General features: G+C 69.9%; 22 protein-coding genes and 1 riboswitch. Of the genes, 13 read left to right on the forward strand and 9 right to left on the reverse strand.

Going from position 1 to position 23760, the window contains the following annotated elements:
• Positions 1 to 14: 14 nt before the first annotated feature.
• The 3 genes from BJ988_RS04245 to BJ988_RS04255 are packed head-to-tail and all read right to left on the reverse strand — an operon-like array spanning position 15 to position 2175.
• A complete protein-coding gene (locus BJ988_RS04245; protein WP_179656869.1) occupies positions 15 to 815 on the reverse strand; it encodes a hypothetical protein in 801 nt (266 codons plus the stop codon).
• Positions 812 to 1594: an ABC transporter ATP-binding protein gene (locus tag BJ988_RS04250; protein ID WP_179656870.1), complete on the reverse strand. Its 783-nt coding sequence runs from the start codon at positions 1592 to 1594 to the stop codon at positions 812 to 814. The genes BJ988_RS04245 and BJ988_RS04250 overlap by 4 nt, the downstream gene beginning before the upstream one ends.
• Positions 1591 to 2175: a TetR family transcriptional regulator gene (locus BJ988_RS04255; protein WP_179656871.1), complete on the reverse strand. Its 585-nt coding sequence runs from the start codon at positions 2173 to 2175 to the stop codon at positions 1591 to 1593. The genes BJ988_RS04250 and BJ988_RS04255 overlap by 4 nt, the downstream gene beginning before the upstream one ends.
• Before the next feature lie 90 nt (positions 2176 to 2265).
• Here BJ988_RS04255 and gatC point away from each other — a divergent pair, with 90 nt between their 5' ends.
• The 4 genes from gatC to BJ988_RS04275 all read left to right on the forward strand — a co-directional run bounded on the left by gatC (position 2266) and on the right by BJ988_RS04275 (position 6485).
• Positions 2266 to 2565 carry an Asp-tRNA(Asn)/Glu-tRNA(Gln) amidotransferase subunit GatC gene (gene gatC / locus BJ988_RS04260; protein ID WP_179656872.1) on the forward strand — a complete coding sequence of 100 codons (300 nt, stop codon included), beginning with the start codon at positions 2266 to 2268 and terminating at the stop codon, positions 2563 to 2565.
• The gene (gene gatA, locus BJ988_RS04265; protein WP_179656873.1) at positions 2562 to 4073 is read left to right on the forward strand and encodes an Asp-tRNA(Asn)/Glu-tRNA(Gln) amidotransferase subunit GatA; all 1512 of its coding nucleotides are present in this window, start codon (positions 2562 to 2564) and stop codon (positions 4071 to 4073) included. Before gatC ends, gatA begins: the two co-directional genes overlap by 4 nt.
• A complete protein-coding gene (gatB, locus tag BJ988_RS04270) occupies positions 4070 to 5578 on the forward strand; it encodes an Asp-tRNA(Asn)/Glu-tRNA(Gln) amidotransferase subunit GatB (protein ID WP_179656874.1) in 1509 nt (502 codons plus the stop codon). The genes gatA and gatB overlap by 4 nt, the downstream gene beginning before the upstream one ends.
• 151 nt (positions 5579 to 5729) lie before the next feature.
• Positions 5730 to 6485 carry an NYN domain-containing protein gene (locus tag BJ988_RS04275; protein WP_179656875.1) on the forward strand — a complete coding sequence of 252 codons (756 nt, stop codon included), beginning with the start codon at positions 5730 to 5732 and terminating at the stop codon, positions 6483 to 6485.
• A gap of 30 nt (positions 6486 to 6515) precedes the next feature.
• Here BJ988_RS04275 and BJ988_RS04280 read toward each other — a convergent pair whose 3' ends face one another.
• Positions 6516 to 7157: a hypothetical protein gene (locus BJ988_RS04280; RefSeq protein WP_246321401.1), complete on the reverse strand. Its 642-nt coding sequence runs from the start codon at positions 7155 to 7157 to the stop codon at positions 6516 to 6518.
• 63 nt (positions 7158 to 7220) lie between these two features.
• A riboswitch (cobalamin riboswitch) is annotated at positions 7221 to 7359 on the forward strand.
• A 66-nt stretch (positions 7360 to 7425) separates the two neighbouring features.
• Here BJ988_RS04280 and BJ988_RS04285 point away from each other — a divergent pair.
• The 5 genes from BJ988_RS04285 (at position 7426) to BJ988_RS04305 (ending at position 12659) form a co-directional block, all read left to right on the forward strand.
• The gene (locus tag BJ988_RS04285) at positions 7426 to 8499 is read left to right on the forward strand and encodes a prenyltransferase/squalene oxidase repeat-containing protein (protein ID WP_179656877.1); all 1074 of its coding nucleotides are present in this window, start codon (positions 7426 to 7428) and stop codon (positions 8497 to 8499) included.
• A 110-nt stretch (positions 8500 to 8609) separates the two neighbouring features.
• A complete protein-coding gene (locus BJ988_RS04290) occupies positions 8610 to 9137 on the forward strand; it encodes a hypothetical protein (RefSeq protein ID WP_179656878.1) in 528 nt (175 codons plus the stop codon).
• The gene (locus BJ988_RS04295; RefSeq protein WP_179656879.1) at positions 9134 to 10246 is read left to right on the forward strand and encodes a CbiQ family ECF transporter T component; all 1113 of its coding nucleotides are present in this window, start codon (positions 9134 to 9136) and stop codon (positions 10244 to 10246) included. The genes BJ988_RS04290 and BJ988_RS04295 overlap by 4 nt, the downstream gene beginning before the upstream one ends.
• Positions 10243 to 11847: an ABC transporter ATP-binding protein gene (locus BJ988_RS04300; protein WP_179656880.1), complete on the forward strand. Its 1605-nt coding sequence runs from the start codon at positions 10243 to 10245 to the stop codon at positions 11845 to 11847. Before BJ988_RS04295 ends, BJ988_RS04300 begins: the two co-directional genes overlap by 4 nt.
• Positions 11844 to 12659 carry an ECF transporter S component gene (locus tag BJ988_RS04305; RefSeq protein WP_179656881.1) on the forward strand — a complete coding sequence of 272 codons (816 nt, stop codon included), beginning with the start codon at positions 11844 to 11846 and terminating at the stop codon, positions 12657 to 12659. Before BJ988_RS04300 ends, BJ988_RS04305 begins: the two co-directional genes overlap by 4 nt.
• Positions 12660 to 12868: 209 nt before the next feature.
• Here BJ988_RS04305 and BJ988_RS04310 read toward each other — a convergent pair whose 3' ends face one another.
• The 5 genes from BJ988_RS04310 to BJ988_RS04330 all read right to left on the reverse strand — a co-directional run bounded on the left by BJ988_RS04310 (position 12869) and on the right by BJ988_RS04330 (position 18576).
• On the reverse strand, positions 12869 to 13792 hold the full coding sequence (locus BJ988_RS04310) for an alpha/beta fold hydrolase (protein WP_179656882.1): 924 nt from the start codon (positions 13790 to 13792) through the stop codon (positions 12869 to 12871).
• A 22-nt stretch (positions 13793 to 13814) separates the two neighbouring features.
• On the reverse strand, positions 13815 to 14051 hold the full coding sequence (locus BJ988_RS04315) for a hypothetical protein (protein ID WP_179656883.1): 237 nt from the start codon (positions 14049 to 14051) through the stop codon (positions 13815 to 13817).
• A 158-nt stretch (positions 14052 to 14209) separates the two neighbouring features.
• Positions 14210 to 15109, reverse strand: coding sequence for an EamA family transporter (locus BJ988_RS04320; protein WP_179656884.1), 900 nt, complete (start codon positions 15107 to 15109; stop codon positions 14210 to 14212).
• A gap of 30 nt (positions 15110 to 15139) precedes the next feature.
• A complete protein-coding gene (locus tag BJ988_RS04325; RefSeq protein ID WP_179656885.1) occupies positions 15140 to 17794 on the reverse strand; it encodes a glycoside hydrolase family 65 protein in 2655 nt (884 codons plus the stop codon).
• On the reverse strand, positions 17791 to 18576 hold the full coding sequence (locus BJ988_RS04330; RefSeq protein ID WP_179656886.1) for an HAD family hydrolase: 786 nt from the start codon (positions 18574 to 18576) through the stop codon (positions 17791 to 17793). Before BJ988_RS04330 ends, BJ988_RS04325 begins: the two co-directional genes overlap by 4 nt.
• A 138-nt stretch (positions 18577 to 18714) precedes the next feature.
• On the opposite strand from BJ988_RS04330, the gene BJ988_RS04335 reads away from it, so the two are divergent.
• From BJ988_RS04335 to BJ988_RS04350, 4 genes are all read left to right on the forward strand, one after another.
• The gene (locus BJ988_RS04335) at positions 18715 to 19782 is read left to right on the forward strand and encodes a WD40/YVTN/BNR-like repeat-containing protein (protein WP_179656887.1); all 1068 of its coding nucleotides are present in this window, start codon (positions 18715 to 18717) and stop codon (positions 19780 to 19782) included.
• A gap of 112 nt (positions 19783 to 19894) precedes the next feature.
• Positions 19895 to 21742, forward strand: coding sequence for a dihydroxy-acid dehydratase (ilvD, locus tag BJ988_RS04340; protein WP_179656888.1), 1848 nt, complete (start codon positions 19895 to 19897; stop codon positions 21740 to 21742).
• A gap of 75 nt (positions 21743 to 21817) precedes the next feature.
• Positions 21818 to 22381: a pyridoxamine 5'-phosphate oxidase family protein gene (locus BJ988_RS04345; RefSeq protein WP_179656889.1), complete on the forward strand. Its 564-nt coding sequence runs from the start codon at positions 21818 to 21820 to the stop codon at positions 22379 to 22381.
• A 139-nt stretch (positions 22382 to 22520) separates the two neighbouring features.
• A complete protein-coding gene (locus BJ988_RS04350) occupies positions 22521 to 23726 on the forward strand; it encodes an MFS transporter (protein WP_343051461.1) in 1206 nt (401 codons plus the stop codon).
• Positions 23727 to 23760 lie beyond the last annotated feature (34 nt).

Genomic DNA, 23760 nt, shown 5'->3' on the forward strand with positions numbered 1-23760 from the left:
GCCATCAGGACGGGCTACACGTCGGTGAGGCGCCGCCAGGCGTGCACGACGGCGACCACCGCGATCGGGCCGACGGCAGCGGCCAGCGCCAGCTGTGGCAGGCCGACGGCTGCGGCCGCTTCTGCGCCGCCCATCCCGGTCCACAGCGACGATGCGGCGTAGGGGAACCAGGAGCCGGCGCCGAGGAGGACGATCACCTGGGTGGCGGCGATGACGGCGATCAGTACGCCGACGGTGCCGAACGCGCTCCGGGTGACCGTCGCGACCCAGGCGAACGGAAGGGCCAGCCCGATTCCGAGCATCCCGGCGGTGAGGGCTGTGACGGTCGCCTGTCCGAGTCCCGGCGGAGTGCTCGGTGGCGCCGTCGCGAGGGCCGCGCCGGCCAGCGCGGCGAGAGCGAGACCGACGAGCGTCGCGGCGAGCACGACGGCGGCGAGGCTCGCGAGGATCACCAGGCAGCGAGCCAGCGCGATCGTGGTGCGCGGCACCGTCAGCCCGAAGGACGCACCTGCGGTGCCGTCGGTGAAAGGCTGCCCGAACGCCCATGCCGTCGCGAACCCACCGGCCGTGAGCACCGCGACGCTGAGGATCTGGGCGAGCGCCACCATGACGGTGGTTCCCGGGTCGCCGGTGGCGTACGGCGCCAGCTTCACCGCGGCGGCACCGACTCCGTAGCCGGAGCGCGCCAGAGCCACGGCGCCGAAGCTGCCGCACGGGACGAGTACGACCAGCGCCGGAACGGCGATCCGGAGGACCGTCGAGCGGTGCAGCAGCAGTGCTTCGACCTGGAGGGCCGCTCGCAGGCCGGGGATCATGCTTCTCTCCTCATGGCGGCTCGGGGCTCCTCGCGCTCGGCCGCGAGCACGCTCGCGAAGAAGCGCGACTCGAGATCCGGGCCTTCGGGGGCGAAGGTGTCGACGACGTGGCCGGCGTGGACGGCGACGATGCGGTCGGCTATCCGGGACACCTCGTCGAGATGGTGGCTGCTGACCAAGACGGCCGCGCCTTGTGCCGCCAGGTCCCGCACGAGCTCCCGCACGATCACGACACCGCGCGGGTCCAGGGCGCTGGTGGGCTCGTCGAGCACCAGCGCGCGCGGTGAGTGGATCGTGGCGCCCCCGATGCCGAGCCGCTGCCGGTTGCCCTGGGAGAGCGCGCGTGCGCGGACGTCGGCCCAGGCATCCAGGCCGAGCCGGCTCCTCGCGGCGGTGGCCAGCTCCTCCGTTTGACCGCTGGAGCAGCCGTGCAGTCGCGCGGCGGCCCGAAGGTTCTCCGTCACGGTGAGATCCGCGAAGACGAGGGGCGCATCGACCACATGCCCGAACTGCGCCGCAACGTCGCGGGGCAGCTCTGCCGCGTCATGGCCGAGGATCTTCACGGTGCCGGAATCGGGGCTCAGCCTGCCTGCGAGCGCGCGCAGTGCGGTCGTCTTGCCCGCGCCGTTGAGGCCGATCATCGCCACCACCTCGCCGTGGTCGACGTGCAGAGTGAGCCCGTCCAGCGCCGGGCGGGCCAGGCCCACGCGACGCCTGCTCCACGGCGTCCGGGAGGCCGGGAAGGTGTGGCTGATCGAGTCGAGACTCAACGCGGTCATGGCCGTTCTCCGGTCGCCGGCGTGAGCTGGTCGAGGGCGTGGCGTACGAGATCCTCGAGCGACGTGCTGTCGTCGAGGGCGACGCTGTCAGGATCCGCCCACGACAGCAGCGCCGCAGTCACCGCGGCGAGGACGGCCGCCGTCGCGATGACGGCGTCGAGGCGCGGAGTGCCATCGGCGGCCAATCGCTCGACGATCGCGTCCTGAGTGTCCTGGGTGGACGTGGCGACGGCGGCGCGCAGACTCGGGTGGCGGGCGACGATCGCGACGCGTCGACGGGCGGTGGCGTCCTCGACCGCGGCGATCCCGGCGAGGGCGCTGAGGAAGCCGCCTCGGACCCGCTGGAGCGGTGGCAGCCCGAGCGGCTGCGTCCCCACGGCCTCGGCGATGAGCGGGTCGTACGGATCGGTGACCAGCACTGCGTCCTTGGTGGGGAAGTGCCGGAAGAAGGTCATCTGCGTGATGCCCGCGGCCTCGGCGATCTGGCTCACGGTGGTCGCGTCGTACCCCTGGCGCTCGAACAGGTCCAGGGCTACGTCGAGGATGCGTGCCCTGGTGCGGAGCGTCTTGGGGGTGGCCACTCGGATAATGTTAGTCACTAACATTAGCGCTTGGCAACACCGGCGGCTGCCGAGGTGAGAGTTGCGCCCGAGGACACCTAGGATGTGCGCATGCCAGAAATCACCCGCGACGAGGTCGCGCACCTGGCCGACCTCGCCCGCATCGACCTGAGCGACGCCGAGCTCGATCACCTTGCCCCGCAGCTTCAGGTGATCCTCGAGTCCGTCGCCTCGATCCAGGGGCTTGCCGGCGATGACGTGCCTGCCACCTCCCACCCGCTTCCGATGACCAACGTCTTCCGTGAGGACGTCGTGACCCCGAGTCTGACGCCGGAGCAGGCGCTCTCCGGCGCGCCGAGCGTCGAGGAGCAGCGCTTCGCGGTGCCGCGGATCCTGGGGGACGAGCAGTGAGCGACCTCATTCTGAAGACGGCTGCGGAGCTCGCCGACGCCCTCGCCGCCGGTGAGACCACCTCGGTCGAGCTGACCCAGGTCCACCTCGACCGGATCGCCGCGGTCGACGGCGACGTCCACGCCTTCCTCCACATCGACGCCGAGGGCGCACTGTCGCAGGCCGCCGCCTCCGACGCGCGCCGGGCCAACGGTGACGCGCTGCATGCTCTCGACGGCGTGCCGATCGCGGTCAAGGACGTGCTGACCACCATCGGCCTGCCGACGACCTGCGGCTCCAAGATGCTCGAAGGCTGGGTCCCGCCCTACGACGCGACCGTGGTCAAGAAGATCAAGGACGCCGGCCTGCCGATCCTCGGCAAGACCAACATGGACGAGTTCGCGATGGGCTCCTCCACGGAGCACTCCGCCTACGGCCCGACCAGGAACCCGTGGAAGCTCGACCGGATCCCCGGCGGCTCGGGTGGTGGCTCGGCGGCCGCCGTCGCGGCGTACGAGGCGCCGCTGGCGCTCGGCACCGACACCGGTGGCTCGATCCGTCAGCCGGGTGCGGTCACCGGCACCGTCGGGGTGAAGCCGACCTACGGCTCCGTCTCCCGCTACGGCCTCGTTGCGCTGGCCAACTCGCTGGACCAGGTCGGCCCGGTGACCCGCACCGTCCTCGACAGCGCCCTGCTGCACGAGCTGATCGGCGGGCACGACCCGCTCGACTCGACCTCGACGACCACCCCGGTGACCGGGCTCGTCGACGCCGCTCGCGCCGGTGCGACCGGCGACCTCAAGGGCGTCAAGGTCGGCGTCATCAAGGAGCTGGGCGGCCAAGAAAATGGGCAGAGCGGCTGGGCGCCGGACGTGATGCGCAAGTTCGCAGAGTCGGTCGACCTGCTCACCAAGCTGGGCGCCGACGTCGTGGAGGTCTCCACGCCGAGCTTCGAGCACGCGATGGCCGCCTACTACCTGATCCTGCCGGCGGAGTGCTCCTCCAACCTGGCCAAGTTCGACGCGATGCGCTACGGCCTGCGGGTCACCCCCGACGGGTCGCCGTCCGCCGAGGACGTGATGAAGGCGTCGCGCGACGCCGGCTTCGGCGACGAGGTCAAGCGCCGGATCATCCTCGGCACCTATGCGCTCTCGAGCGGCTACTACGACGCCTACTACGGCCAGGCGCAGAAGATCCGCACCCTGATCATCGAGGACTTCAAGAAGGCCTTCGAGCAGGTCGACGTGCTGGTCTCGCCGACGTCCCCGTCGACCGCGTTCCCGCTGGGCGCGAAGCTCGATGACCCGCTCGCGATGTACATGCAGGACCTGGCCACCATCCCGGCCAACCTGGCCGGCACTCCCGGCATCTCCATCCCGGCCGGGGTTTCCGACGTGGACGGGCTGCCTGTCGGCGTACAGCTCCTCGCGCCGGTCCTGGAGGACGCCCGTCTCTACCGCGTCGGTGCTGCCCTCGAGGGCGCCGTCGGCCCGGTGCTCTCGATCGACAAGCTGGAGGTGGCCCGATGACGGCTGTATCCGATTCTTTGGGTCTCGTCCCGTTCGACGAGGTGCTGGAGAAGTACGACCCGGCGATGGGCCTGGAGGTCCACGTCGAGCTGAACACCAACACCAAGATGTTCTGCGGCTGCCCGGCGACGTTCGGCGGCGAGCCCAACTCCCAGGTCTGCCCGACCTGCCTCGGCCTGCCCGGCTCGATGCCGGTCGTGAACGCCAAGGCGGTGGAGAGCGCGATCCGGATCGGGCTCGCGCTCAACGGCAGGATCGCGGAGTGGTGCCGGTTCGCCCGGAAGAACTACTTCTACCCGGACATGCCGAAGAACTTCCAGACCTCTCAGTACGACGAGCCGATCGTCTACGACGGCTACCTCGACGTCGAGGTGGAGGGGGAGACCTACCGGGTCGAGATCGAGCGCGCCCACATGGAGGAGGACACCGGCAAGACCACCCACATCGGTGGTGCGACCGGCCGAATCCACGGTGCCGACTACTCGCTGGTCGACTACAACCGCGCGGGCATCCCCCTGATCGAGATCGTCACGCGTCCGATCCTCGGCGCCGGCGCCAAGGCGCCGCAGGTGGCGAAGGCCTACGTCGCCGCGCTGCGCGAGATCCTGCTGGGCCTGGGCGTCTCCGACGTACGCATGGACCAGGGCTCGATGCGCTGCGACGTGAACCTGTCGCTGTCCCCGAAGGGCTCCGGGACTCTCGGGACGCGCACCGAGACGAAGAACGTCAACTCGCTGCGCTCGGTCGAGCGGGCCGTACGTTTCGAGATGTCGCGTCACGCCGGGATCCTCGACGCGGGGGAGGCGATCTTCCAGGAGACCCGCCACTTCCACGAGGACACCGGCACCACCTCGGCCGGCCGGGCGAAGTCGGACGCCGACGACTACCGCTACTTCCCAGAGCCGGACCTGGTTCCCGTCGCGCCGTCGCGTGAGTGGGTCGAGGAGTTGCGCGCGAGCCTGCCGGAGCGCACCGCCGACAAGCGGGCGCGCCTGCAGGTCGAGTGGGGCTACTCCGACCTGGAGATGCGCGACGTCTGGGCCGCCGGCGCTCTGTCGCTGATCGAGGCGACGGTCGCCGAAGGAGCCTCCGCACAGGCCGCCCGTAAGTGGTGGATGGCCGAGCTCTCCCGCAGTGCCAACGACCGTGGCGTCGAGCTCGCCGAGCTCGGGGTCACCCCGGTGCAGGTCGCCGAGGTGCAGAAGCTGGTCGACGCCAAGACGCTGACCGACAAGCTGGCCCGCCAGGCCTTCGAGGGTCTTCTCGCAGGTGAGGGCACCGTCTCCGAGATCATCGACGCCCGCGGCCTCGCCGTGGTCTCCGACGACGGCGCGCTCGGTGCCGCTGTCGACGAGGCCATCGACGCCCAGCCCGCGGTCGCCGAGAAGATCCGCGGCGGCAACCAGGCCGCGGTCGGCGCGCTCATCGGCGCGGTCATGAAGGCGACCGGTGGCAAGGCCGACGCCAAGCGGGTCCGCGAGCTGATCCTGGAGAAGCTCGCCTGACGTACGCGCTGGCCTGACGTACGACATCGCCCGCGCTTTCCCGCCATGGTGGGAGAGCGCGGGCGTTTCGCGTCCGTGAGCGGTGCACAATCGAGCCGTGGTGGGAAGGTGCAGCCCGCCCTCAGCCTCAGGGGCTGGCAGACTGTCCCGAATGACCGAGCCCTTCCGTATTGCCCTGCTCATCGACGCGGACAATGCTCCCGCGTCCAAGATCGACGCGATCCTCAACGACCTGGCCGAGTACGGCGAGGTGACGATCCGCCGGGCCTACGGCAACTGGACCAAGTCCGAGCTCAAGAGCTGGATCGGGGAGCTGCACGACGCCGCGATCCGGCCGATGCAGCAGTTCGACCTGACCGCGCACAAGAACGCCTCCGACATGGCGCTCGCGATCGACGCGGTCGAGCTGCTCCATGCGGCCATCCCGGACGCGTTCGCGCTGGTCTCCTCCGACTCCGACTTCACCCCGCTGGTGCACTACCTGCGGGAGAAGGGTCGCGCGGTCTACGGCTACGGCCGGGAGAAGACACCGGCGCCGTTCAAGAGCGCCTGCACCCGGTTCACCGTCGTGGAGAAGCTCGGTGACACCGAGGAGGTGACCGAGACCGAGGCCGGCGTAGCGCCCGCCCGCAAGCAGGCCGCCGCCGCGACCACGGGCCAGGTGCTGAAGCGCAACGCCAGGCTGATCCAGCTGCTGCGCAACTCCATCGCCGCGGCCGCCGACGACGACGGCTGGGCCCTGGTCGGCACCGTCGTCTCCCGCATCCGCAACCAGTCCTCCGAGGACCCCCGCAACTACGGCTACGCCACCTGGACCAAGCTGATCAAGGCGATCGACCTGTTCGAGCTCAAGGACGAGGGCACCTCGGCGATCGCGGTCAGCGACCGGCGCAACGGCAGGAAGTGACGTACCCCTCCGGTACGTCCTCTGCGGACATCACCGTCCGCGCGTCTCCGCGACGGCCGGACGGGCGCATCTGATCCCCTTGGGCACCGACCCGTTGAGGTGCTTCAGGGCGGCCTTGAAGTCGCGGCAGCGCTCGGCGTCCTCGGCCTTGTTGCGGGGGTAGCCGATCGCCGCGTTGACCTTGCCCATGTCGAGGGCGTCGGCGAGCGGGTTGATGTCGCGGGCGACGGTCCAGTACCACCGCGAGATCGGCGCGCTGTGGTCCAGGGACCTGGCCAGCTCGGGGCGGCGGCGCAGGTCGATGTCGAAGTAGGCGCCGGCGTCGGTGTAGTTGGCCTCGCCGGTCAGCTGGATGTAGCCACGGCCGGTGAACTTCCGCTTGTCGCGGCCCTTGGCGTCGTGGTGGAACGAGCTCTCGTTGGCGAGCGTGGTCAGGTAGGCCGCCTGTCGGTAGGCGGTGGTGATCCGGGCGTCGGCCATCGCGCGGTTGAGGGTCGGGAGGCCGGTCTCGACGGTCCGCCGGTCGCCGACCTTCTCGCCGAACATGGCGACGAGATCGGCGTACGTCACCGATGTCCGGGCCGGTTCGGCCCGGGCTGGGATGGTCGGGAGGAGGGCGAGAAGGGTGGCCGAGATCGATGCTGCGACAAGGCCGAGAATCCTGTGGCGCATGGGGACAGAGTGACTGCTCGAACCGCGATCCCGCAAGCAGAGCCCGCCCGGCATAGGATTGCCCCGAATTAGCAGAGCCTCAATCAACACACGCCGTGGTGGGGGAAGCCGGTCGAACTCCGGCGCTGACCCGCAACCGTAGGCCCAGGACTCCGAGGTGTCCTGAGCGAGCCGGAGCACCCGTCGACGGACGCGTACTGACCTGACGCTGTCGTGGAACGCAGCGGGTCGGCCTCGTGCCTTCCCGACGAACAGCGCGGAAGGAACCATGAAGAAGACCGTCTTCGGCGGCATCGCCGCCGCCCTCGCCCTCACCTCGCTCGCCGGCTGCGGCGACAAGGCCATCGAGGAGGGGGAGAAGAGCACCTACGACGCCAAGGTGTCCACCTCGGTGGCCGACTGGCTCGTCGCCCAGGCGCCAAAGGGTGTGGCCCGCAACGCGCAGTACGGCACCGACGACTTCGGGCTCAGCGCCGACATCGGGATCGCGCTGGCTGAGATCGGCGGCTACGACGAGGAGCTCGCGACGATCACCGACGCCGTGATGGAGAACAAGGCCGCCTACACCTCGCCCGGCTTCGGCACCGTCACCTCGGCCGGCGCCACCGCGAAGGCGCTCGTCCTCCAGCAGAACGTCGACGCCTCCGACCCCGGCCTGCTCACGCAGCTCGAGGGCACGGTCGCCGAGAACGGCCGGATCGCCGACAAGCTCGACACCAAGAACAAGGAGGCGGCCGACTACTCCAACACCATCGGCCAGTCGTACGCCGTGTGGGCACTGAGCAACGCCGAGAGCAAGAAGGCCGCGGCCGCGGCGGAGTTCCTGGCCGGGCAGCAGTGCGAGGAGGGCTGGTTCCGGGTCACCTTCACCGCCGACGCCGCTGCCGCCGACCAGACCTGCGACGGTGACCCGAAGGCCGTCCCGGACGCCGACGCGACCGCGTTCGCGCTGATCGCCCTGTCGTCGGTGGCGAGCCCGGAGGCGGAGAAGGCCGTCAAGTCGGGCGCGGACTGGCTGAAGGAGACCCAGGCCGAGGACGGCTCGCTGAAGGCAGCCACCGGCAACGTCGCCAACTCCAACACCACCGGCCTGGCCGGATGGGCGTTCGGGCGTGCCGGCGAGACCGCTGCCGCCGAGAAGGCGGCCGCCTGGGTCGCCGACCACGTCGTGACCTGTGGTGACGACGCCGGGGCGGTGGCCTACGACGACGCCGCGCTGACCGAAGGCAACACCAAGGGGCTGACGAAGGAGTCCGAGGGGATGTACCGCCTCGCGGCCGCACAGGCGCTGCCGTCGCTGGTCTTCCTGCCCAAGGACGCGACCGCGAAGAGCTCGTGCTGACTCTGCGGTCCGTAGCGGTGGCCCTGGCGATCCTCGCCGGGGCCACCGCACCCGTCTCATCCGCAGTCTCATCGTCAGCCGCGTCCTCCGCCGTGGAACCGTGCGCGGGCGTGACCGTCGTGGTCGAGCCGAACGCGTTGGGCGGCGGTCCCAAGGTCGCCTGCGTCCAGCCGGAGGAGGGCGACACCGGCGCCGATCTCTTCGAGAAGGCGGGACATCCGCTCACCTTCGTGACCTCGATGCCGAGCGTCGTCTGCCGCGTCGCGGGCCGGCCGGAGGAGGCGGGCTGCGCCCAGATGCCGCCCGCTGACGCCTACTGGTCGCTGTGGATCACCGACGACTCGGGCGCCTGGAGCTACGCCTCCAGAAATGTTACCGAAATAGCCGTGACCTCCGGGCAGGGTGTTGCGTTCACGTGGATAGACGACAATGTCGTTACCGCTCCGGCGACGGTGCTTGGGGATGCTGTGGGGGCGCCCTCAAGCCCGTCGCCGGAGTCATCTCCGGAGGACTCGACAGGCTCGAACACCGAGCCGCGGCCGAGCTCCGACCCCGAGCCGCTGCCCGCCTGGGTCGCGCCGGTCGGCATCCTCGGTCTCTTCGCTCTCGCCGGTGCCGTGTGGTGGCGTCGGCGATGAGCGATGTGATCCGCAGGGCCGCGGTCGCGCGTCTGCCGCGTGATCTGCACCCGGTCGCCTGGTGGGTGTGGGCGATCGGCCTGGCCGCGTACGCCTCGTTCACCACCAACCCGCTGCTGCTCCTGCTCCTGGTAGGGGTGGTGTCGGTCGTGGTCGCCGCGCGACGCGGCGACCAGCCGTGGGCGAGGTCGTTCCGGCTCTACGTCGGCCTCGCGCTCTTCATCGTCGTGACCCGGGTGCTCTTCCGGGTGCTTCTGGGTGCCGTGCCGGGTCACGTGCTCATCGATCTGCCGGAGATCCCGCTCCCGGACTGGGTGCTGGGGATCCGGCTGCTCGGCCCGCTCACCCGAGAGGCGTTGCTGGCCGGCCTCTACGACGGGATGCGGCTGGGTGCGATCGTGATCTGCGTCGGCGCGGCCAACGCGCTGGCGAACCCGAAGCGACTGCTCCGTTCGCTGCCGCCGGCTCTCTACGAGGTCGGCACCGCCGTCGTGGTCGCGGTGACCGTGCTGCCCCAGCTGGCCGAGTCGGTCCAGCGGGTGCGCGCCGCGCAACGGCTGCGCTCCGGTGCGACCGGAAAGGTCAAGCGGCTGCGCCGCTTCCTCGTCCCGGTGCTCGAGGATGCCCTGGAGCGGTCGATGGCGCTGGCGGCCGGGATGGACACGCGCGGTTACGGCCGCACCGCCGGGATCCCGGCCCTCACCAGGCGGATCACCTCGGCGCTCATGCTGGTCTCCCTCGTCGGCCTCTGCGTCGGCGTCTACGCGGTCCTGGACGGCACCACGCCCGGCTGGCTGGCCGCCACCATGCTGGTGCTCGGCGCCGGGGCCGCGGCCGGAGGGCTGAGGCTCGCCGGCCGCCGGGTGACGCGGACCGTCTACCGGCCCGACCGGTGGCGCTGGCCGGAGGTCGTGGTGGCGCTGAGCGGGGTCGCGGTCGGCGCGGCGGGCTGGTGGATCGCCCGCGACCAGGTCCCGATCGCCTATCCAGGGGTGAGCGCCGTCCCGGGGGTCACGCTGACCGCGCTGGCAGGCGTGCTCATCGGACTGGTCCCGGTCGTCGCCGCACCGGTTCCGGCATCACTCGTCCAGGAGGAGGCAACCGCATGATCGAGCTGCGAAGGATCACCTTCACCCCGCCGGACTCCTCCGAGCACGTGCTCAAGGACGTCGACCTCACCATCGAGGAGGGCGAGCTGCTGCTCGTCTCCGGCCCGACCGGGTCCGGGAAGTCGACGCTGCTCGGCGTCCTCGCCGGCCTGGTGCCGCGCTTCTCCGGCGGTGCGCTGGAAGGGGACCTGCTGCTCGACGGCACCTCGATCATCCGTACGCCGCCGCGCGAACGCGCCGGGATCATCGGCTACGTCGGGCAGGACCCGGTGGCCGGCTTCGTCACGGACACGGTCGAGGAGGAGCTCGCCTACGGGATGGAGCAGCTCGGGCTCGCGCCGGCGACCATGCGGCGCCGGGTCGAGGAGACCCTCGACCTCCTCGGGATCGCCGAGCTGCGGCAGCGGTCGCTGCGTACGCTCTCGGGCGGGCAGCAGCAGCGCGTCGCGATCGGCTCGGTGCTGACCACCCACCCGCGGGTCGTCGTGCTCGACGAGCCGACATCCGCCCTCGACCCGACCGCCGCCGAGGACGTGCTCGCCACCATCACGCGGCTCGTCCACGACCTCGGCACCTCCGTCGTCGTCGCCGAGCACCGTCTCGAGCGGGTCGTGCCGTTCGCCGACCGGATCGCGCTCCTCGTCGGCGACGGTTCCGTCGCCGTCGGCGACCCCGCCGACATCCTGGAGACCTCGCCCATCGTGCCGCCGCTCGTCGAGCTCGGACGCGAGCTCGGCTGGTCGCCGCTGCCGCTGACTGTGCGGGATGCGAGGCGGCGGGCGCGGGGGTTGGAATACCCGGTTGACCGGCCCTCTACCAATTTCTCAGGGCTGCGCTTCTCAGGCGTTGCAACGCCAGAGAAGCGCAGCAAAAGCCTGAGAAGTTCGGGTCTCACCGTGACCCGAGGACGTACGCCGGTCCTGCACGACGTCTCGTTCGAGCTGCCCGCGGGGCGGGTGACGGCGCTGATGGGACGCAACGGGTCGGGCAAGTCGACGCTGCTGTGGACGCTGCAGGGGACCCAGAAGCGGCTTGCCGGATCGGTGGCCGTGGACGGCAAGGACCCCGCGACCCTCGATCCCGACGCCCGACGCACCCTCGTCGGGCTGCTTCCGCAGACCGCGGCAGACCTGCTCTACCTGGAGACGGTCGCCGAGGAGTGCGACGCGGGCGGCCCGCGGACCCGGGAGATCCTGGACAGCCTGGTCCCCGGTATCCCCGACGACCAGCACCCGCGCGACCTCTCTGAGGGCCAGCGCCTCGCGCTCGCACTGTCTCTGATCCTGAGCGCTGACCCGCCGGTCGTGCTCCTCGACGAGCCCACCCGTGGCCTCGACTACGCCGCCAAGCACGCGCTGGCCGAGATCCTTCGCGAGCTCACCGCTGCGGGCAAGGCGGTGCTGGTGGCGACCCACGACGTGGAGTTCGTCGCCGAGGCAGCCGACGATGTGGTGGTGCTCGCGGAGGGCGAGGTGGTCTCCGCCGGTGACGTACGCAGCGTGACCGCCGAGTCGCCCGCGTTCGCACCCCAGGTGAGCAAGGTCTTCGGCCCGGGATGGCTGCACGTGCGCGAGATCGTCGAGGCGGTGGGCGAGGGATGATCCGGTTCTCGCCCCGCACGGCGGTCCTGCTCGCGATCATCTCCGTGGCCGGCCTGATGATGTTCGCCTGGCCGCTGCTGCTCCACGGCTACGAGCGGGTGCAGCCGCCGTTCATCTTCCTCGCGTTGCTGCCGCTGATGCTGATGGTGCTGCTGAGCGAGCTCTCCGCGGGCGGGATCGACACTCGGATGATCGCTGTCCTGGGCGTGCTCAGCGCGATCGAGGCCGTGCTGCGCGCCGTCTCCGCCGGCACCGGCGGGGTGGAGCTGGTCTTCTTCATGCTGATCCTCGGCGGCCGCGTCTTCGGCCCCGCCTTCGGGTTCGTGCTGGGCTGCACGAGCCTGTTCGTCGCCGCGCTCGTCACCGCCGGTGTCGGGCCTTGGCTGCCCTATCAGATGCTCGGCGCCGCCTGGGTGGCGATGGGGGCCGGCTTCCTGCCGCGTGCGAGCGGCCGCGCCGAGATCGGGCTGCTCGCGGCGTACGGGATCTTCGCCTCGTACGCCTATGGGCTGCTCCTCAACCTGCAGGGCTGGCCGCTGCTCACCGGAGTCACGGTGCCCGGGGGCAGCGGCAACCTGTCCTACGATCCCGGTGCCGCGCTCGGCGAGAACCTGGCGACGTTCCTGCGCTATACGCTGGTCACCTCGACCAGCAGCTGGGACACCATGCGCGCGATCACCACCGCCATCGCCATCGCGCTCCTCGGCCCAGCCGTCCTCGCCACCCTCCGCCGAGCCGCACGCCGAGCCATGATCACCCCCGCCGAAACGTCACTCCCGTCGGCCGAGGCGTCACTCCGGTCGGCCGAGTAGTCACTCCGGTCGGACGAGGCGTCACGTATGTCGGTCGAGATCTGGCCGGTGCCGCACGTGTAACACGTCGTTCGTAGCACTATCCGGTCGTTCCGATAGGGCGAGTAGTACTACGAACGACGTGTTACATCTCGCCGCGGCCGCACCGACTGACGCTTCGGCCGACGCGCCTGACGCTTCGGCCGACCGGAGTGACGCCTCGGCGCAGATCAGGCGCGCTGGTGCTCGGCGACCCGGGCGAGGAAGGCCAGCAGCAGCTGGTGGACGCGGTCGGGCTGCTCCATCTGCACGAAGTGGGTGCCGTCGAGCTCGACGAAGGTGCCGTTCTTGACGCGGGCGGCGACCCGGGACATGTGGCGTGCGCCGGCGATGAGGTCTCGGGTCCCTGCGACCAGCACGACCGGCACCTTGATCCGGCGCGGTGAGACCGAGCGGCGCTGAGAGGTGCGCAGCGCGAGGTGGAAGTACCACTCGACCGGTGTGGTCAGGAACTCCGCCAGCGCCGCCGCGGCGAGCTCGGGGTCGGGGACCTTGCCGATCAGGCCGGCCTTCGAGAACACCTCGATCGCCCGGGGTCCGAGGTCGAGGCGGGTCGCCACGGGGGTGATGAGGGAGCCGGTGCGGCGCAGCACCTTCGACGCGGTGCGGGTGAGGATCGCGGCGGCCGGGGCGGGCAGTCGCAGCGGCCCCAGCATCGACTTGAAGGTGTCGCCGGGCACGCCGGCGACCCCGAAGACGCCGGAGACCCGTTCGGGATGGTCCGCGGCCAGCTCGAAGGCGGTGTTGACCCCGATCGACCAGCCCATCACGACCGGCCGGGAGAGAGCGAAGGCGTCCATCACCGACAGCGCGTCCTCGGCGAAGTGTCTCGACGTGGTCTGCTCCGGGTCAATGGGGCGCGCCGAGCCGGAGGTGCCGCGGTGCTGCCAGGAGACGACGCGTACGCCGCAGGAGGTGTGCAACAGCGCCGGCCAGTTCCACGGGCTGGTGCCGAGTCCGTTGCACAGCAGCACCGTCGGCCCGTCGATGATGCCCTCGGGGTCGTTGGTCCAGGCGCGGATCAGTGTGCCGTCGTCGGAGAGCACGTCACGGAACGCCACCGTGGACTCGGCGATCGCCTTCGGCAACGTCATGCCGTCGTTCGCTGACGCTCGCTCATACAGACATTCTCTCCGAAGCGAGCAGCCGGAGGAAGTGCTCGACCTCCTCGCGCTCCGCACGCCGGAGCAGGAGCTCCTCCTCGGCGGCCTTGGCGTTGTGCCGGGCGGCGAGCTGGGAAGCCACCGGCCAGGCGATCAGCAGCTGGATGGGGCGTAGGAACGGGCCTGCCATCCGGCCGGCGGTGCGCGCGGCGAAGAGCACGGCGACCTGGGCGGCGGCAGCAGTGGACACAGGGGTGGTGATGGACGACAACGGAGCAACTCCAGAGACAGGCGAGGACCGAGCAGGGAGAGGGGGAGTTGTCACCGAATTGTAGTGACCTGAACATTCGGAGTCAGTGACGTTCCGATGTCGCTTGTGTGAAACGCGGCACCATGTGCCCTACGAGGTCACGCCGGGGTCGACTCCGCCGGCACGTGACGCTCGGACTTCCCGGTCGTGGTCGCCCCCGCGGAGGCGACCACGACACAGGCGATGGCCAGCCACTGCAGGACCGAGAGCCCCTCGTGGAGGATCAGGATCGCAGCGAGTGCGCCGGCGGCCGGCTCCAGAGACATCAGGATCGCGTAGAGCCCCGACTTGATCGAACGAAGGGCGACGAGATCGAGGGAGTAGGGCACCACCGAGGACATCAGGCCGACCATCAGCCCTATCAGCCACACATGTGGAGACCCGAGCCCGTCGGCGTACGCCATCGCCGCAGGCGTCAGCGCAAGCGCCGCGACGGTGGAGGCCAGCGCGAGCCCGTCGAGCCCCTCCCAGCGCGCTCCGGTCGCCTTCGACAGCACGATGTACGCAGCCCAGCAGGCCCCCGCGAGCAGGGCGAACAGCACGCCCGGGATCGAGATCCGGCCCGGCTCGAGGCCGAGCAGCACCACCCCCGCGGCGGCCAGTGCGACCCAGACCAGGTCCCGGGCCCGCCGGGAGGTGACCAGCGCGATCGTGAGCGGACCGATGAACTCGATGGTGACCGCGATCCCGATCGGGAGCCGTGCGAAGGCCTGGTAGATCGCCCAGTTCATCAGCCCCAGCGAGGCACCGAACGCGACCACGACCAGCCAGTCGCGCCGCGCGAGGCCGCGGACCCGGGGCCGGGTGATCGCCAGCAGGATCAGCGCGGACAGTGACAGCCGCAGCCACACCATCGCCGTCGGGGTGACCTCGTCGAAGAGCGACTTGGCGAACGTCGCGCCGACCTGAACCGACGCGATCCCGATCAGGACCAGGACGACCGGGTGGGCCAGCCTCGCGCGGAGAGAAGAACTACCGTTCGAGAAGCGCTGAACCACCCGGTCAGTCTAGGGCCAGGCAAAGACCTGCTACTGCGCCGAGTCCGTCTGCGAGATGTTGGAGAGGTTGACCGCCGTGTTGGCCTCATCCGCGAGCCGCTCGGACCCGCGCGCGCCGTCGTGCGGGATCGTCGCGTGCTCGATGCGCTCGATGTGCTCCTGCTCGTAGACCTCCGGCGGGATCGGCGTCGGTACGGTGGCGGTGATCTTCGACCCGTCGGACCGGATGCCGCCGTGCGGCTCCTCGTCGAGGTGGGTGCCGATCCGCGGCCCCTGGTCGGCGAGCGGCACGATGACCGGGGCGCCCTTGGCGACCACGAACTCCTCGCCGCGGACGCTGATCGGGATGTCGAATTCCTCGCCGGGGGTGTCCATGACGGTGAAGACGATCTGGTCGGCGGTCAGCGCGACCTGCATCCGGGTCGAGTGCCACTGGACCCGGAAGACCAGGGAGCCCCACTCGGCCGGCAGCCGCGGGTCGAAGGAGAGCTTGCCGTCGTAGTCGCGCATCCCGCCGAAGCCGCACGCCAGCCCACCCCACACGCCGCCGGTGGAGGCGATGTGCATGCCGTCGACGGTGTTGCCGTGCATGTTGTGCAGGTCGACGTAGAGCGCGTCGTAGAAGTAGCGCAGCGCGTCGTCCTGGTAGCCCACCTCGGCCGCCATGATCGACTGCACCACCGCCGACAGCGTCGAGTCACCGGTGGTGATCGGGTCGTAGTACTCGAAGTCGGCCCGCTTCTCCTCGGCGGTGAACCGGTTGCCCTGCTGGAAGAGGGCGAGCACCACGTCGGTCTGCTTGAGCACCTGGAACCGGTAGATGACCAGCGGGTGGTAGTGCAGCAGCAGGGGGCGTACGTCGTCGGGGGTGTTGGGCAGGTCCCACACCTCGCGGTCGAGGAAGTTGTCGTCCTGGGGGTGGATCCCCAGCCCCTCGTCGTAGGGGATGTGCATCGCGGCAGCGCAGCGACCCCACTCCTCGACCTCGTCCGGGGAGATGTCGAGCCGGCCCATGACCTGCGCGTGCTCACGCGGATACTCCTTGCGGAGCATCTCCATGGTCTCGACGGCCTTCTCCAGGTTGTAGCGGGCCATCACGTTGGTGAACAGGTTGTTGTTGACCACTGTGGTGTACTCGTCCGGCCCGGTCACGCCGTGGATGTGGAAGGACGGCTCGCCGTTGTGGCGCCAGAAGCCGAGATCGGCCCACATCCGGGCGGTCTCGACCAGGATGTCGACGCCCTCGCGGACGAGGTAGCCGGTGTCGCCGGTCGCGTAGACGTACTTCATCAGTGCGAAGGCGATGTCGGCGTCGATGTGCACCTGTGCGGTGCCGGCCGCGTAGTAGGCCGAGGCCTCCTGCCCGTTGATGGTGCGCCATGCGAACAGCGCGCCCTTCGCCGCCATCTCCAGCGCGCGCTGCCGGGCCGCGGGAAGCATCACCGAGCGGGCGTGCATCACGTTGCGGGCGACCTCGGGCTGGGTGTAGCAGAGGAACGGGATGACGTAGCACTCCGTGTCCCAGAAGTAGTGCCCCTCGTAGCCGGAGCCGGTGACCCCCTTCGCGGGGACGCCGAGCCCGTCGGTGCGGGCGGTCGCCTGGGCGAGGGAGAAGAGGTTGAACCGGATCGCCTGCTGGGCGGCCGCGATGTCCTCGGTGTCCGCCTCGGCGGCAGCGGAGATCTCGACGTCGGCGGCCGACCAGAACTCGTCGTACCAGTCGCGCTGATCGCGCTCCAGGTGGCTCGCACCCTGGCGGGTCGCCCGGTCGAGCGTACGTTCGCAGCGATCGGCCAGCTCGCGCACCGGCACCCCGCGGGAGGTGTGGTACGCCACCGTCTTCTGCAGCCGCAGCGTGCTGCCCTCGGTCGCGTCGACCCGGAAGACGGTCTTGGCCAGATCGTCCTCGGCGCGAACGACGGTCTCGACCGGGTCCGGGGTGTCGAGCTGGTGGGCAGCGCTGACCGCGATCGTCATCCCGGAGTTGGCGCACCGGTAGCCGAGGGTCATCCGCTCCTCGTCGGCGACCGACATCTGGGGGATGAGCACGCGGGTGTCGAAGGAGGTGGACTTGCGCGGGTCCATGCCCTCGCCGAGCGCCGCCGACGGGACGTGATACTCGTCCTTCCCGTCCTGACGGTTGAGCAGTTGGGAGGAGACCACGATCGGAGCCGAGCCGCTCAGCATCGTGATCTCCAGGGTCTGGATCGTGAGGTGACGCTGGGTCATCGACACCATCCGGGTCGAGTTGATCGCGACCCGCTTGCCCGAGGGCGTACGCCACACCAGGTGTCGCCGCAGCACGCCTTCGCGGAAGTCGAGCACCCGCTCGTACTCCTCCAGGTCGGAGGTGCCGAAGGTCAGCGGCTCGTCGTCGACGTAGATCTTCATGATCTTGGCGTCGGGGGCGTTGACGATGGTCTGGCCGGTCTTGGCGAAGCCGTAGGCGTTCTCGGCGTGGCGGATCGGCCAGGTCTCGTGGAAGCCGTTGATGAAGGTGCCGTGCGCGTAGGTCGGGCGCCCCTCCTCCGGGGTGCCGCGCATGCCGAGATAGCCGTTGGCGACGCTGAAGATCGTCTCGGTCAGGCCGAGATCGTCGGGGGAGTAGCTGGTCTCCACCAGCCGCCACGGGTCGATGGGGTAACGGGCCCGGTCCAGAGGGTTCGGGCCGACGTTGGTCTTCACTGCTGTGCTCCTCGAGCAGGTGGTTCAGGACTGTGTCCATCAGGACGGTGTCCATCAGGGACGAGTTCAGCAAGGTCGGATACGACGAGATCGGCGCCGGCGGCCGTGAGGGTGTCGTGGCCTGCGCCGCGATCCACCCCGACGACGAGCGCGAATTCGCCTGCCCTGCCGGCGCGCACCCCGGAGACGGCGTCCTCCAGGACGACGGCCTCGCCCGGGGTGGCTCCCAGGACCTTACCGGCGTAGACAAAGGTGTCCGGTGCAGGCTTGCCGGGCAGCCCCTGCTCATCTGCGACGGCTCCCGACACGACCGTCTCGAACCGGTCCAGGAGCCCGGCCGCCTTCAGCACGGTCGGCGCGTTGACCGACGAGGACACGACGCCGAGCCGGACGTCGAGCGTGGCGAGATGGTCCAGGAGCTGGACCGACCCGGGGTAGGCCTCCACGCCGTCGCGCTCGAGCACGAGGTTGAAGGCGTTGTTCTTCCGGTTGCCGAGACCACAGACGGTCTCCAGCTCAGGCGCATCCTCCGGGGTGCCCTCGGGAAGCCGGATGTCACGGGAGGCGAGGAAGTCACGCACACCGTCGTAGCGGGGCTTGCCGTCGACGTAGGCGAAGTAGTCCTGGTCGGTGTAGGCGGGCGCGCCCGGGGTCTTCTCCTGCAGGTAGGCGTTGAACATCTCCTCCCAGGCACGCATGTGCACGACCGCGGTCGGCGTGATCACGCCGTCGAGGTCGAAGAGGATCGCGGTGAACGTCTCCCAGGCAACAGGTCTGGTCATGTCCTCAGGCTAGGGGCTGGGTGGCCCAGGCCGAAGAAGCCGGGCCCGGCCGGCGTCGACGAGGCAAGATGTTTTCCTTCGGCGTTCTTTCGCTGAAATCTCCTGGCCACAGACGGTGAGCGGGTGGATGCTGGAAGCATGGGTACGCAGCTGCTGGTCGGGACCCGCAAGGGTCTGTGGATAGGGCGCTCTGACGACGCCCGGCAGGACTGGGACTTCACCGGTCCGCACCATGACATGGAGGAGATCTACTCCGCCATGATCGAGCCCGGGACCGGGCGAGTCCTTGCCGGATGCTCCTCGCTGTGGCTGGGTGCGCTGGTGCGTGCCTCGGCCGACGGCGGTGAGACCTGGACCGAGACCTCGATGTCGTTCCCGGAGGACGTCGACGCGAGCCTGGCTCGGATCTGGCAGCTCCAGCCCGGCCTCCCCGATGGCACGATCTGGGCCGGGGTCGAGCCGGGCGCGATCTTCCGGTCGCAGGACGGAGGCGCGTCCTTCGAGCTCGTCCGCGGGCTGTGGGACCACCCCCACCGCACCGAGTGGAACGAGGGGTTCGGCGGACAGGCTTTCCATACGATCCTGCCGCACCCCACCGATCCGGACTCGGTGACCGCGGCGATCTCGACCGGCGGCGTCTACCAGACCCGTGACGGCGGGAAGTCCTGGGAGGCGCGCAACAACGGCATCATCGCGGTCTTCCTGCCCGAGGGGCAGCAGTACCCCGAGTTCGGCCAGTGTGTCCACAAGGTTGCTCGCCACCCGTCTCGCCCCGAGCGGCTCTACCTGCAGAACCACGGCGGTGTCTACCGATCCGACGACGAGGGCGCCTCGTGGAAGTCCATCGCCGACGGTCTGCCCACCGACTTCGGCTTCGCCATGGTCGTCCACCCCAAGGAGCCCGACACGATCTTCACCTTCCCGATCGGTGCCGGCGAGTCCCGCTACCCGCCGGAGGCCAAGCCGATCGTGTGGCGCTCGCGCGACGCCGGCGACCACTGGGAGGCGCTCGACTCGGGCCTGCCCGACCACTTCTACGTCGGTGTCATGCGCGATGCGATGTGCGCCGACGACCACGAGTCGGCCGGTGTCTACTTCGGCGCCCGCAACGGCTCAGTCTGGGCCTCCGCCGATGCCGGCGACTCCTGGCGCGAGATCCTCCGCGACATCCCCGACGTGATGGTGGTCCGGGCCGCGAAGGTGTGAGGCTGGGCACGGGGCCGACAGTAGAAGGCGGATGAACTGCCGAGACCGATCGACGGTCCAGCGTGTGTCACCGTGTTCTGGGACGTACGCCGCCGGGCGTAATCTGATCGCCATGCCCACTCTTCGCTCCGCAACCTCGACCTCGGGCCGCAACATGGCGGGTGCTCGCGCGCTGTGGCGCGCGACCGGCATGACCGATGACGACTTCGGCAAGCCGATCATCGCGATCGCCAACTCGTTCACCGAGTTCGTGCCCGGCCATGTCCACCTCCGTGACCTCGGCAAGATCGTCGCCGAGACGATCCAGGAGGCCGGGGGAGTGGCCAAGGAGTTCAACACGATCGCCGTCGACGACGGCATCGCGATGGGCCACGCCGGGATGCTCTACTCGCTGCCGAGCCGCGAGCTGATCGCGGACGCGGTGGAATACATGGTCGAGGCGCACCGCGCCGACGCGATCGTGTGCATCTCCAACTGCGACAAGATCACCCCCGGCATGCTGCTCGCCAGCCTGCGCCTCAACATCCCGGTGGTCTTCGTCTCCGGCGGCCCGATGGAGGCCGGCAAGACGGTCGCCGTCGAGGGCCTGGTCCACGACAAGCTCGACCTGGTCGACGCGATGGTGCTCTCGGTCAACGAGGACGTCAGCGACGAGCTCCTCGACACGGTCGAGCGCGCCGCCTGTCCGACCTGCGGCTCGTGCTCGGGCATGTTCACCGCCAACTCGATGAACTGCCTCACCGAGGCCATCGGCCTGAGCCTGCCCGGCAACGGCTCGACCCTGGCCACCCACGCCAAGCGCCGCGCGCTGTTCGAGGAGGCGGGACGTACGGTCGTCGAGCTCTGCCGCCGCTACTACCAGGAGGACGACGAGTCCGTCCTGCCGCGGAGCATCGCCAGCCGCAGCGCCTTCGAGAACGCGGTCGCGCTCGACGTCGCCATGGGCGGCTCGACCAACACCGTGCTGCACCTGCTCGCGGCCGCCCGCGAGGCCGAGCTCGACTTCAACGTGGACGACATCGACCAGATCTCGCGCCGGGTCCCGTGCCTGAGCAAGGTCGCCCCCAACAGTCCGAAGTACCACATGGAGGACGTCCACCGCGCCGGCGGCATCCCTGCCCTGCTCGGCGAGCTGCGCCGCGGCGGCGCGCTCAACGAGGACGTCCACACCATCCACTCCGACACCATCGACGAGTGGCTCGGCGCCTGGGACATCCGCGCCGAGAACCCCAGCCAGGAGGCGCTCGACCTCTTCCTCGCCGCGCCCGGCGGGGTGCGTACGACCGAGGCGTTCTCCACAGAGAACCTCTGGGCCAGCCTCGACACCGACGCCGCAGAGGGCTGCATCCGCGACTTCGAGCACGCCTACTCCGCCGACGGCGGGCTGGCGATCCTGTCGGGCAACGTCGCCCCCGACGGCTGTGTCGTCAAGACCGCCGGCGTCCCCGACGACTGCCTCACCTTCACCGGCACGGCCATCGTCTTCGAGTCCCAGGACGCCGCGGTCGAGGGCATCCTCGGCAAGTTGGTCGAGGCCGGCCATGTGGTGGTGATCCGCTACGAGGGGCCGAAGGGCGGGCCGGGAATGCAGGAGATGCTCTACCCGACCTCCTTCCTCAAGGGCCGCGGTCTGGGCCAGAAGTGCGCGCTGATCACCGACGGCCGCTTCTCCGGCGGCACCAGCGGCCTCTCGATCGGCCACGTGTCCCCGGAGGCGGCCGGCGGTGGCCTGATCGCACTCATCGAGGACGGTGACCAGATCTCCATCGACATCCCGAACCGCTCGATCGCGCTCGACGTCGACGACTTCGTCCTCGACCAGCGCCGCGCGGCTCAGGAGAAGCGCGACAAGCCCTACACCCCTGCCAACCGTGACCGTAAGGTCTCCGCGGCGCTGCGGGCCTACGCCTCGATGGCCACCTCGGCCTCCGACGGCGCCTACCGGCTCGTCCCGGAGTAGGGCAGTAGGACAGGGCCGGTCCGCCCGCTGGATATTGCGGGCGGACCCGGCGTTCCTGCTGACACGATCTGCCGCATGGGAAAGGTTCATGCGCGCGTCGAGGGTCGCCTACGGGAGTTCGTCGATCGTCAGGTCGTCTTCTTCGTAGCCACCGCGGCGCTCGCCGATGATGGTCATGTCAACGTGTCACCGCGGGGCATGCCGGGCACCTTCGGGATGCTGGACGAGCTCACCTTCGCGTGGGTCGACGGCACCGGGAGCGGCAGCGAGACCATCGCGCACCTGCGTGAGAACGGCCGGATCACGGTGATGTTCTGCGCCTTCGACGGGGCGCCGAACATCGTCCGCTTCCATGGCCGTGGCCGGGTCGTCACCCGCTACGACGAGGAGTACGCCGCCCTGGCCGGCCGCTTCACCGACCTCCCCGGCGCCCGCGCGGTCGTCGTCGTGGACATCGAGCGGGTCTCCGACTCCTGCGGCTTCGCCGTCCCGCTGATGTCGTACGTCGGCGAGCGCGAGCTGCTCCCGGCGTACTTCGAACGCAAGGGGGTCGACGGCTCCGCCGAGTACCGGCGCCGGAAGAACCCTGTCAGTCTCGACGGTCTCCCGGCCTTCGACTTCGACCCGATGCCGGAGTAGTCGACCCGCGGCCTGTCGAAACCGACCGCGACCGTTCGTGGGATGGGTGAGGGGCCGACACGGCGGCCCACCTGACGCGGGAGTGGTTGCGATGTTGGATCAGAGGTCGGATCAGAGGTCGGATCGATGGAAGCGAGACGTGCTGGTCTTCCTCGGTGGCCAGACAGTGTCGTCGTTGGGGTCGATGATCGTCGCGTACGCGGTGATGTGGCATCTCACGGTCGAGACCGGGTCGGCCGCGGTGCTGACCCTGAGCGTCGCGGCCGGGATGCTGCCGCAGGCGGTGGTGTCGGTCTTCGGTGGGGTGTGGGCCGACCGGCACTCGCGCAAGCTCCTGATCATCGGGGCCGACTCGACGATCGCGGCAGCCACCTTGGTGCTCGCGCTGCTGATGCTGACCGGGGCCGGTGACCTGTGGATGATCTTCGTCGCCATGGCGGTCCGCTCCGCGCTGGCCGGGATCCAGGGGCCCGCGGTCAACGCCATGCTCCCGCAGATCGTCCCGGCCGAGCACCTGATGCGCGTCAACGGCGTCCAGCAGACGATCCAGTCCGGGATGATGCTGTTCGCGCCGGCGGTGGCCGCCGGGATCTACGCGAGCACCGACATCGTCGCGGTCTTCTTCATCGACGTGGTGACGGCCGTGGCCGGCGTACTCCTGCTTCTTCTGGTTCCGGTGGCCCGGGTGGCTCGGGCGACCGGCTCGTCAGGGCCGGTGAGCTACTTCGGTGACCTGGTCGCGGGCGTTCGCTACGTCAGGGGGAACGCCTCGGTGCGCTGGGTGATGGTGCTGGTGGCGGTCGTCATGTTCATGGCCGGCGCCCCGGCGCACCTCACGCCGCTGATGATCACGCGCAGCTTCGGCGAGGAGGTCTGGATGCTGGGCGTCAACGAGCTGTTCTGGAGCGTCGGGATGCTCCTCGGTGGCGCGATGATGGCCGTGTTCGGGCCGAAGGTGAAGCGCCGGATGCGGCTGATGGTCGCCGCCTCGGTCGGCGTCGGTGTGCTCGTCGTCGGGCTGGGCGTCTCGACCGACTTCTGGATGTTCTCGGTCGCCGGGCTGGTGATCTGCATCCTGTTCCAGATGCTGCTGGTGCCCGCGACGACGGTCCTGCAGGAGCAGGTCGACGACTCGATGCGCGGCCGGGTGTTCGGGTTCTACGGGATCGTCATGTCGGTGGCGATGCCGGTCTCGATGATCGTGTTCGGGCCGCTCGCGGACCGGTTCGCCGTGGAGTCGGTGATGATCCTCGCCGGTGTGCTGCTCCTGGTCTGCGTGCTCGGCATGCTCGCCGTCGGTGCAGCTCGGCGCTCGCTCGCGACGGCGGATGCGGCGGCCTACTGAGCAGCGGTCACGGCGGTCAGCGAGAATGACCGCC

It is taken from the genome of Nocardioides panzhihuensis (genome assembly GCF_013408335.1).
In the GTDB taxonomy this organism is placed as follows: Bacteria; Actinomycetota; Actinomycetes; order Propionibacteriales; family Nocardioidaceae; genus Nocardioides; species Nocardioides panzhihuensis.

Excerpts from the sequence above, each read along its gene's own strand:
- BJ988_RS04245 (WP_179656869.1), bottom strand. The coding sequence starts at position 815 with ATGATCCCCGGCCTGCGAGCGGCCCTCCAGGTCGAAGCACTGCTGCTG.
- BJ988_RS04250 (WP_179656870.1), bottom strand. The coding sequence starts at position 1,594 with ATGACCGCGTTGAGTCTCGACTCGATCAGCCACACCTTCCCGGCCTCC.
- gatC (WP_179656872.1), top strand. The coding sequence starts at position 2,266 with ATGCCAGAAATCACCCGCGACGAGGTCGCGCACCTGGCCGACCTCGCC.
- gatB (WP_179656874.1), top strand. The coding sequence starts at position 4,070 with ATGACGGCTGTATCCGATTCTTTGGGTCTCGTCCCGTTCGACGAGGTG.
- BJ988_RS04275 (WP_179656875.1), top strand. The coding sequence starts at position 5,730 with ATGACCGAGCCCTTCCGTATTGCCCTGCTCATCGACGCGGACAATGCT.
- BJ988_RS04280 (WP_246321401.1), bottom strand. The coding sequence starts at position 7,157 with ATGCGCCACAGGATTCTCGGCCTTGTCGCAGCATCGATCTCGGCCACC.
- BJ988_RS04285 (WP_179656877.1), top strand. The coding sequence starts at position 7,426 with ATGAAGAAGACCGTCTTCGGCGGCATCGCCGCCGCCCTCGCCCTCACC.
- BJ988_RS04295 (WP_179656879.1), top strand. The coding sequence starts at position 9,134 with ATGAGCGATGTGATCCGCAGGGCCGCGGTCGCGCGTCTGCCGCGTGAT.
- BJ988_RS04300 (WP_179656880.1), top strand. The coding sequence starts at position 10,243 with ATGATCGAGCTGCGAAGGATCACCTTCACCCCGCCGGACTCCTCCGAG.
- BJ988_RS04305 (WP_179656881.1), top strand. The coding sequence starts at position 11,844 with ATGATCCGGTTCTCGCCCCGCACGGCGGTCCTGCTCGCGATCATCTCC.
- BJ988_RS04310 (WP_179656882.1), bottom strand. The coding sequence starts at position 13,792 with ATGACGTTGCCGAAGGCGATCGCCGAGTCCACGGTGGCGTTCCGTGAC.
- BJ988_RS04330 (WP_179656886.1), bottom strand. The coding sequence starts at position 18,576 with ATGACCAGACCTGTTGCCTGGGAGACGTTCACCGCGATCCTCTTCGAC.
- BJ988_RS04335 (WP_179656887.1), top strand. The coding sequence starts at position 18,715 with ATGGGTACGCAGCTGCTGGTCGGGACCCGCAAGGGTCTGTGGATAGGG.
- ilvD (WP_179656888.1), top strand. The coding sequence starts at position 19,895 with ATGCCCACTCTTCGCTCCGCAACCTCGACCTCGGGCCGCAACATGGCG.
- BJ988_RS04345 (WP_179656889.1), top strand. The coding sequence starts at position 21,818 with ATGGGAAAGGTTCATGCGCGCGTCGAGGGTCGCCTACGGGAGTTCGTC.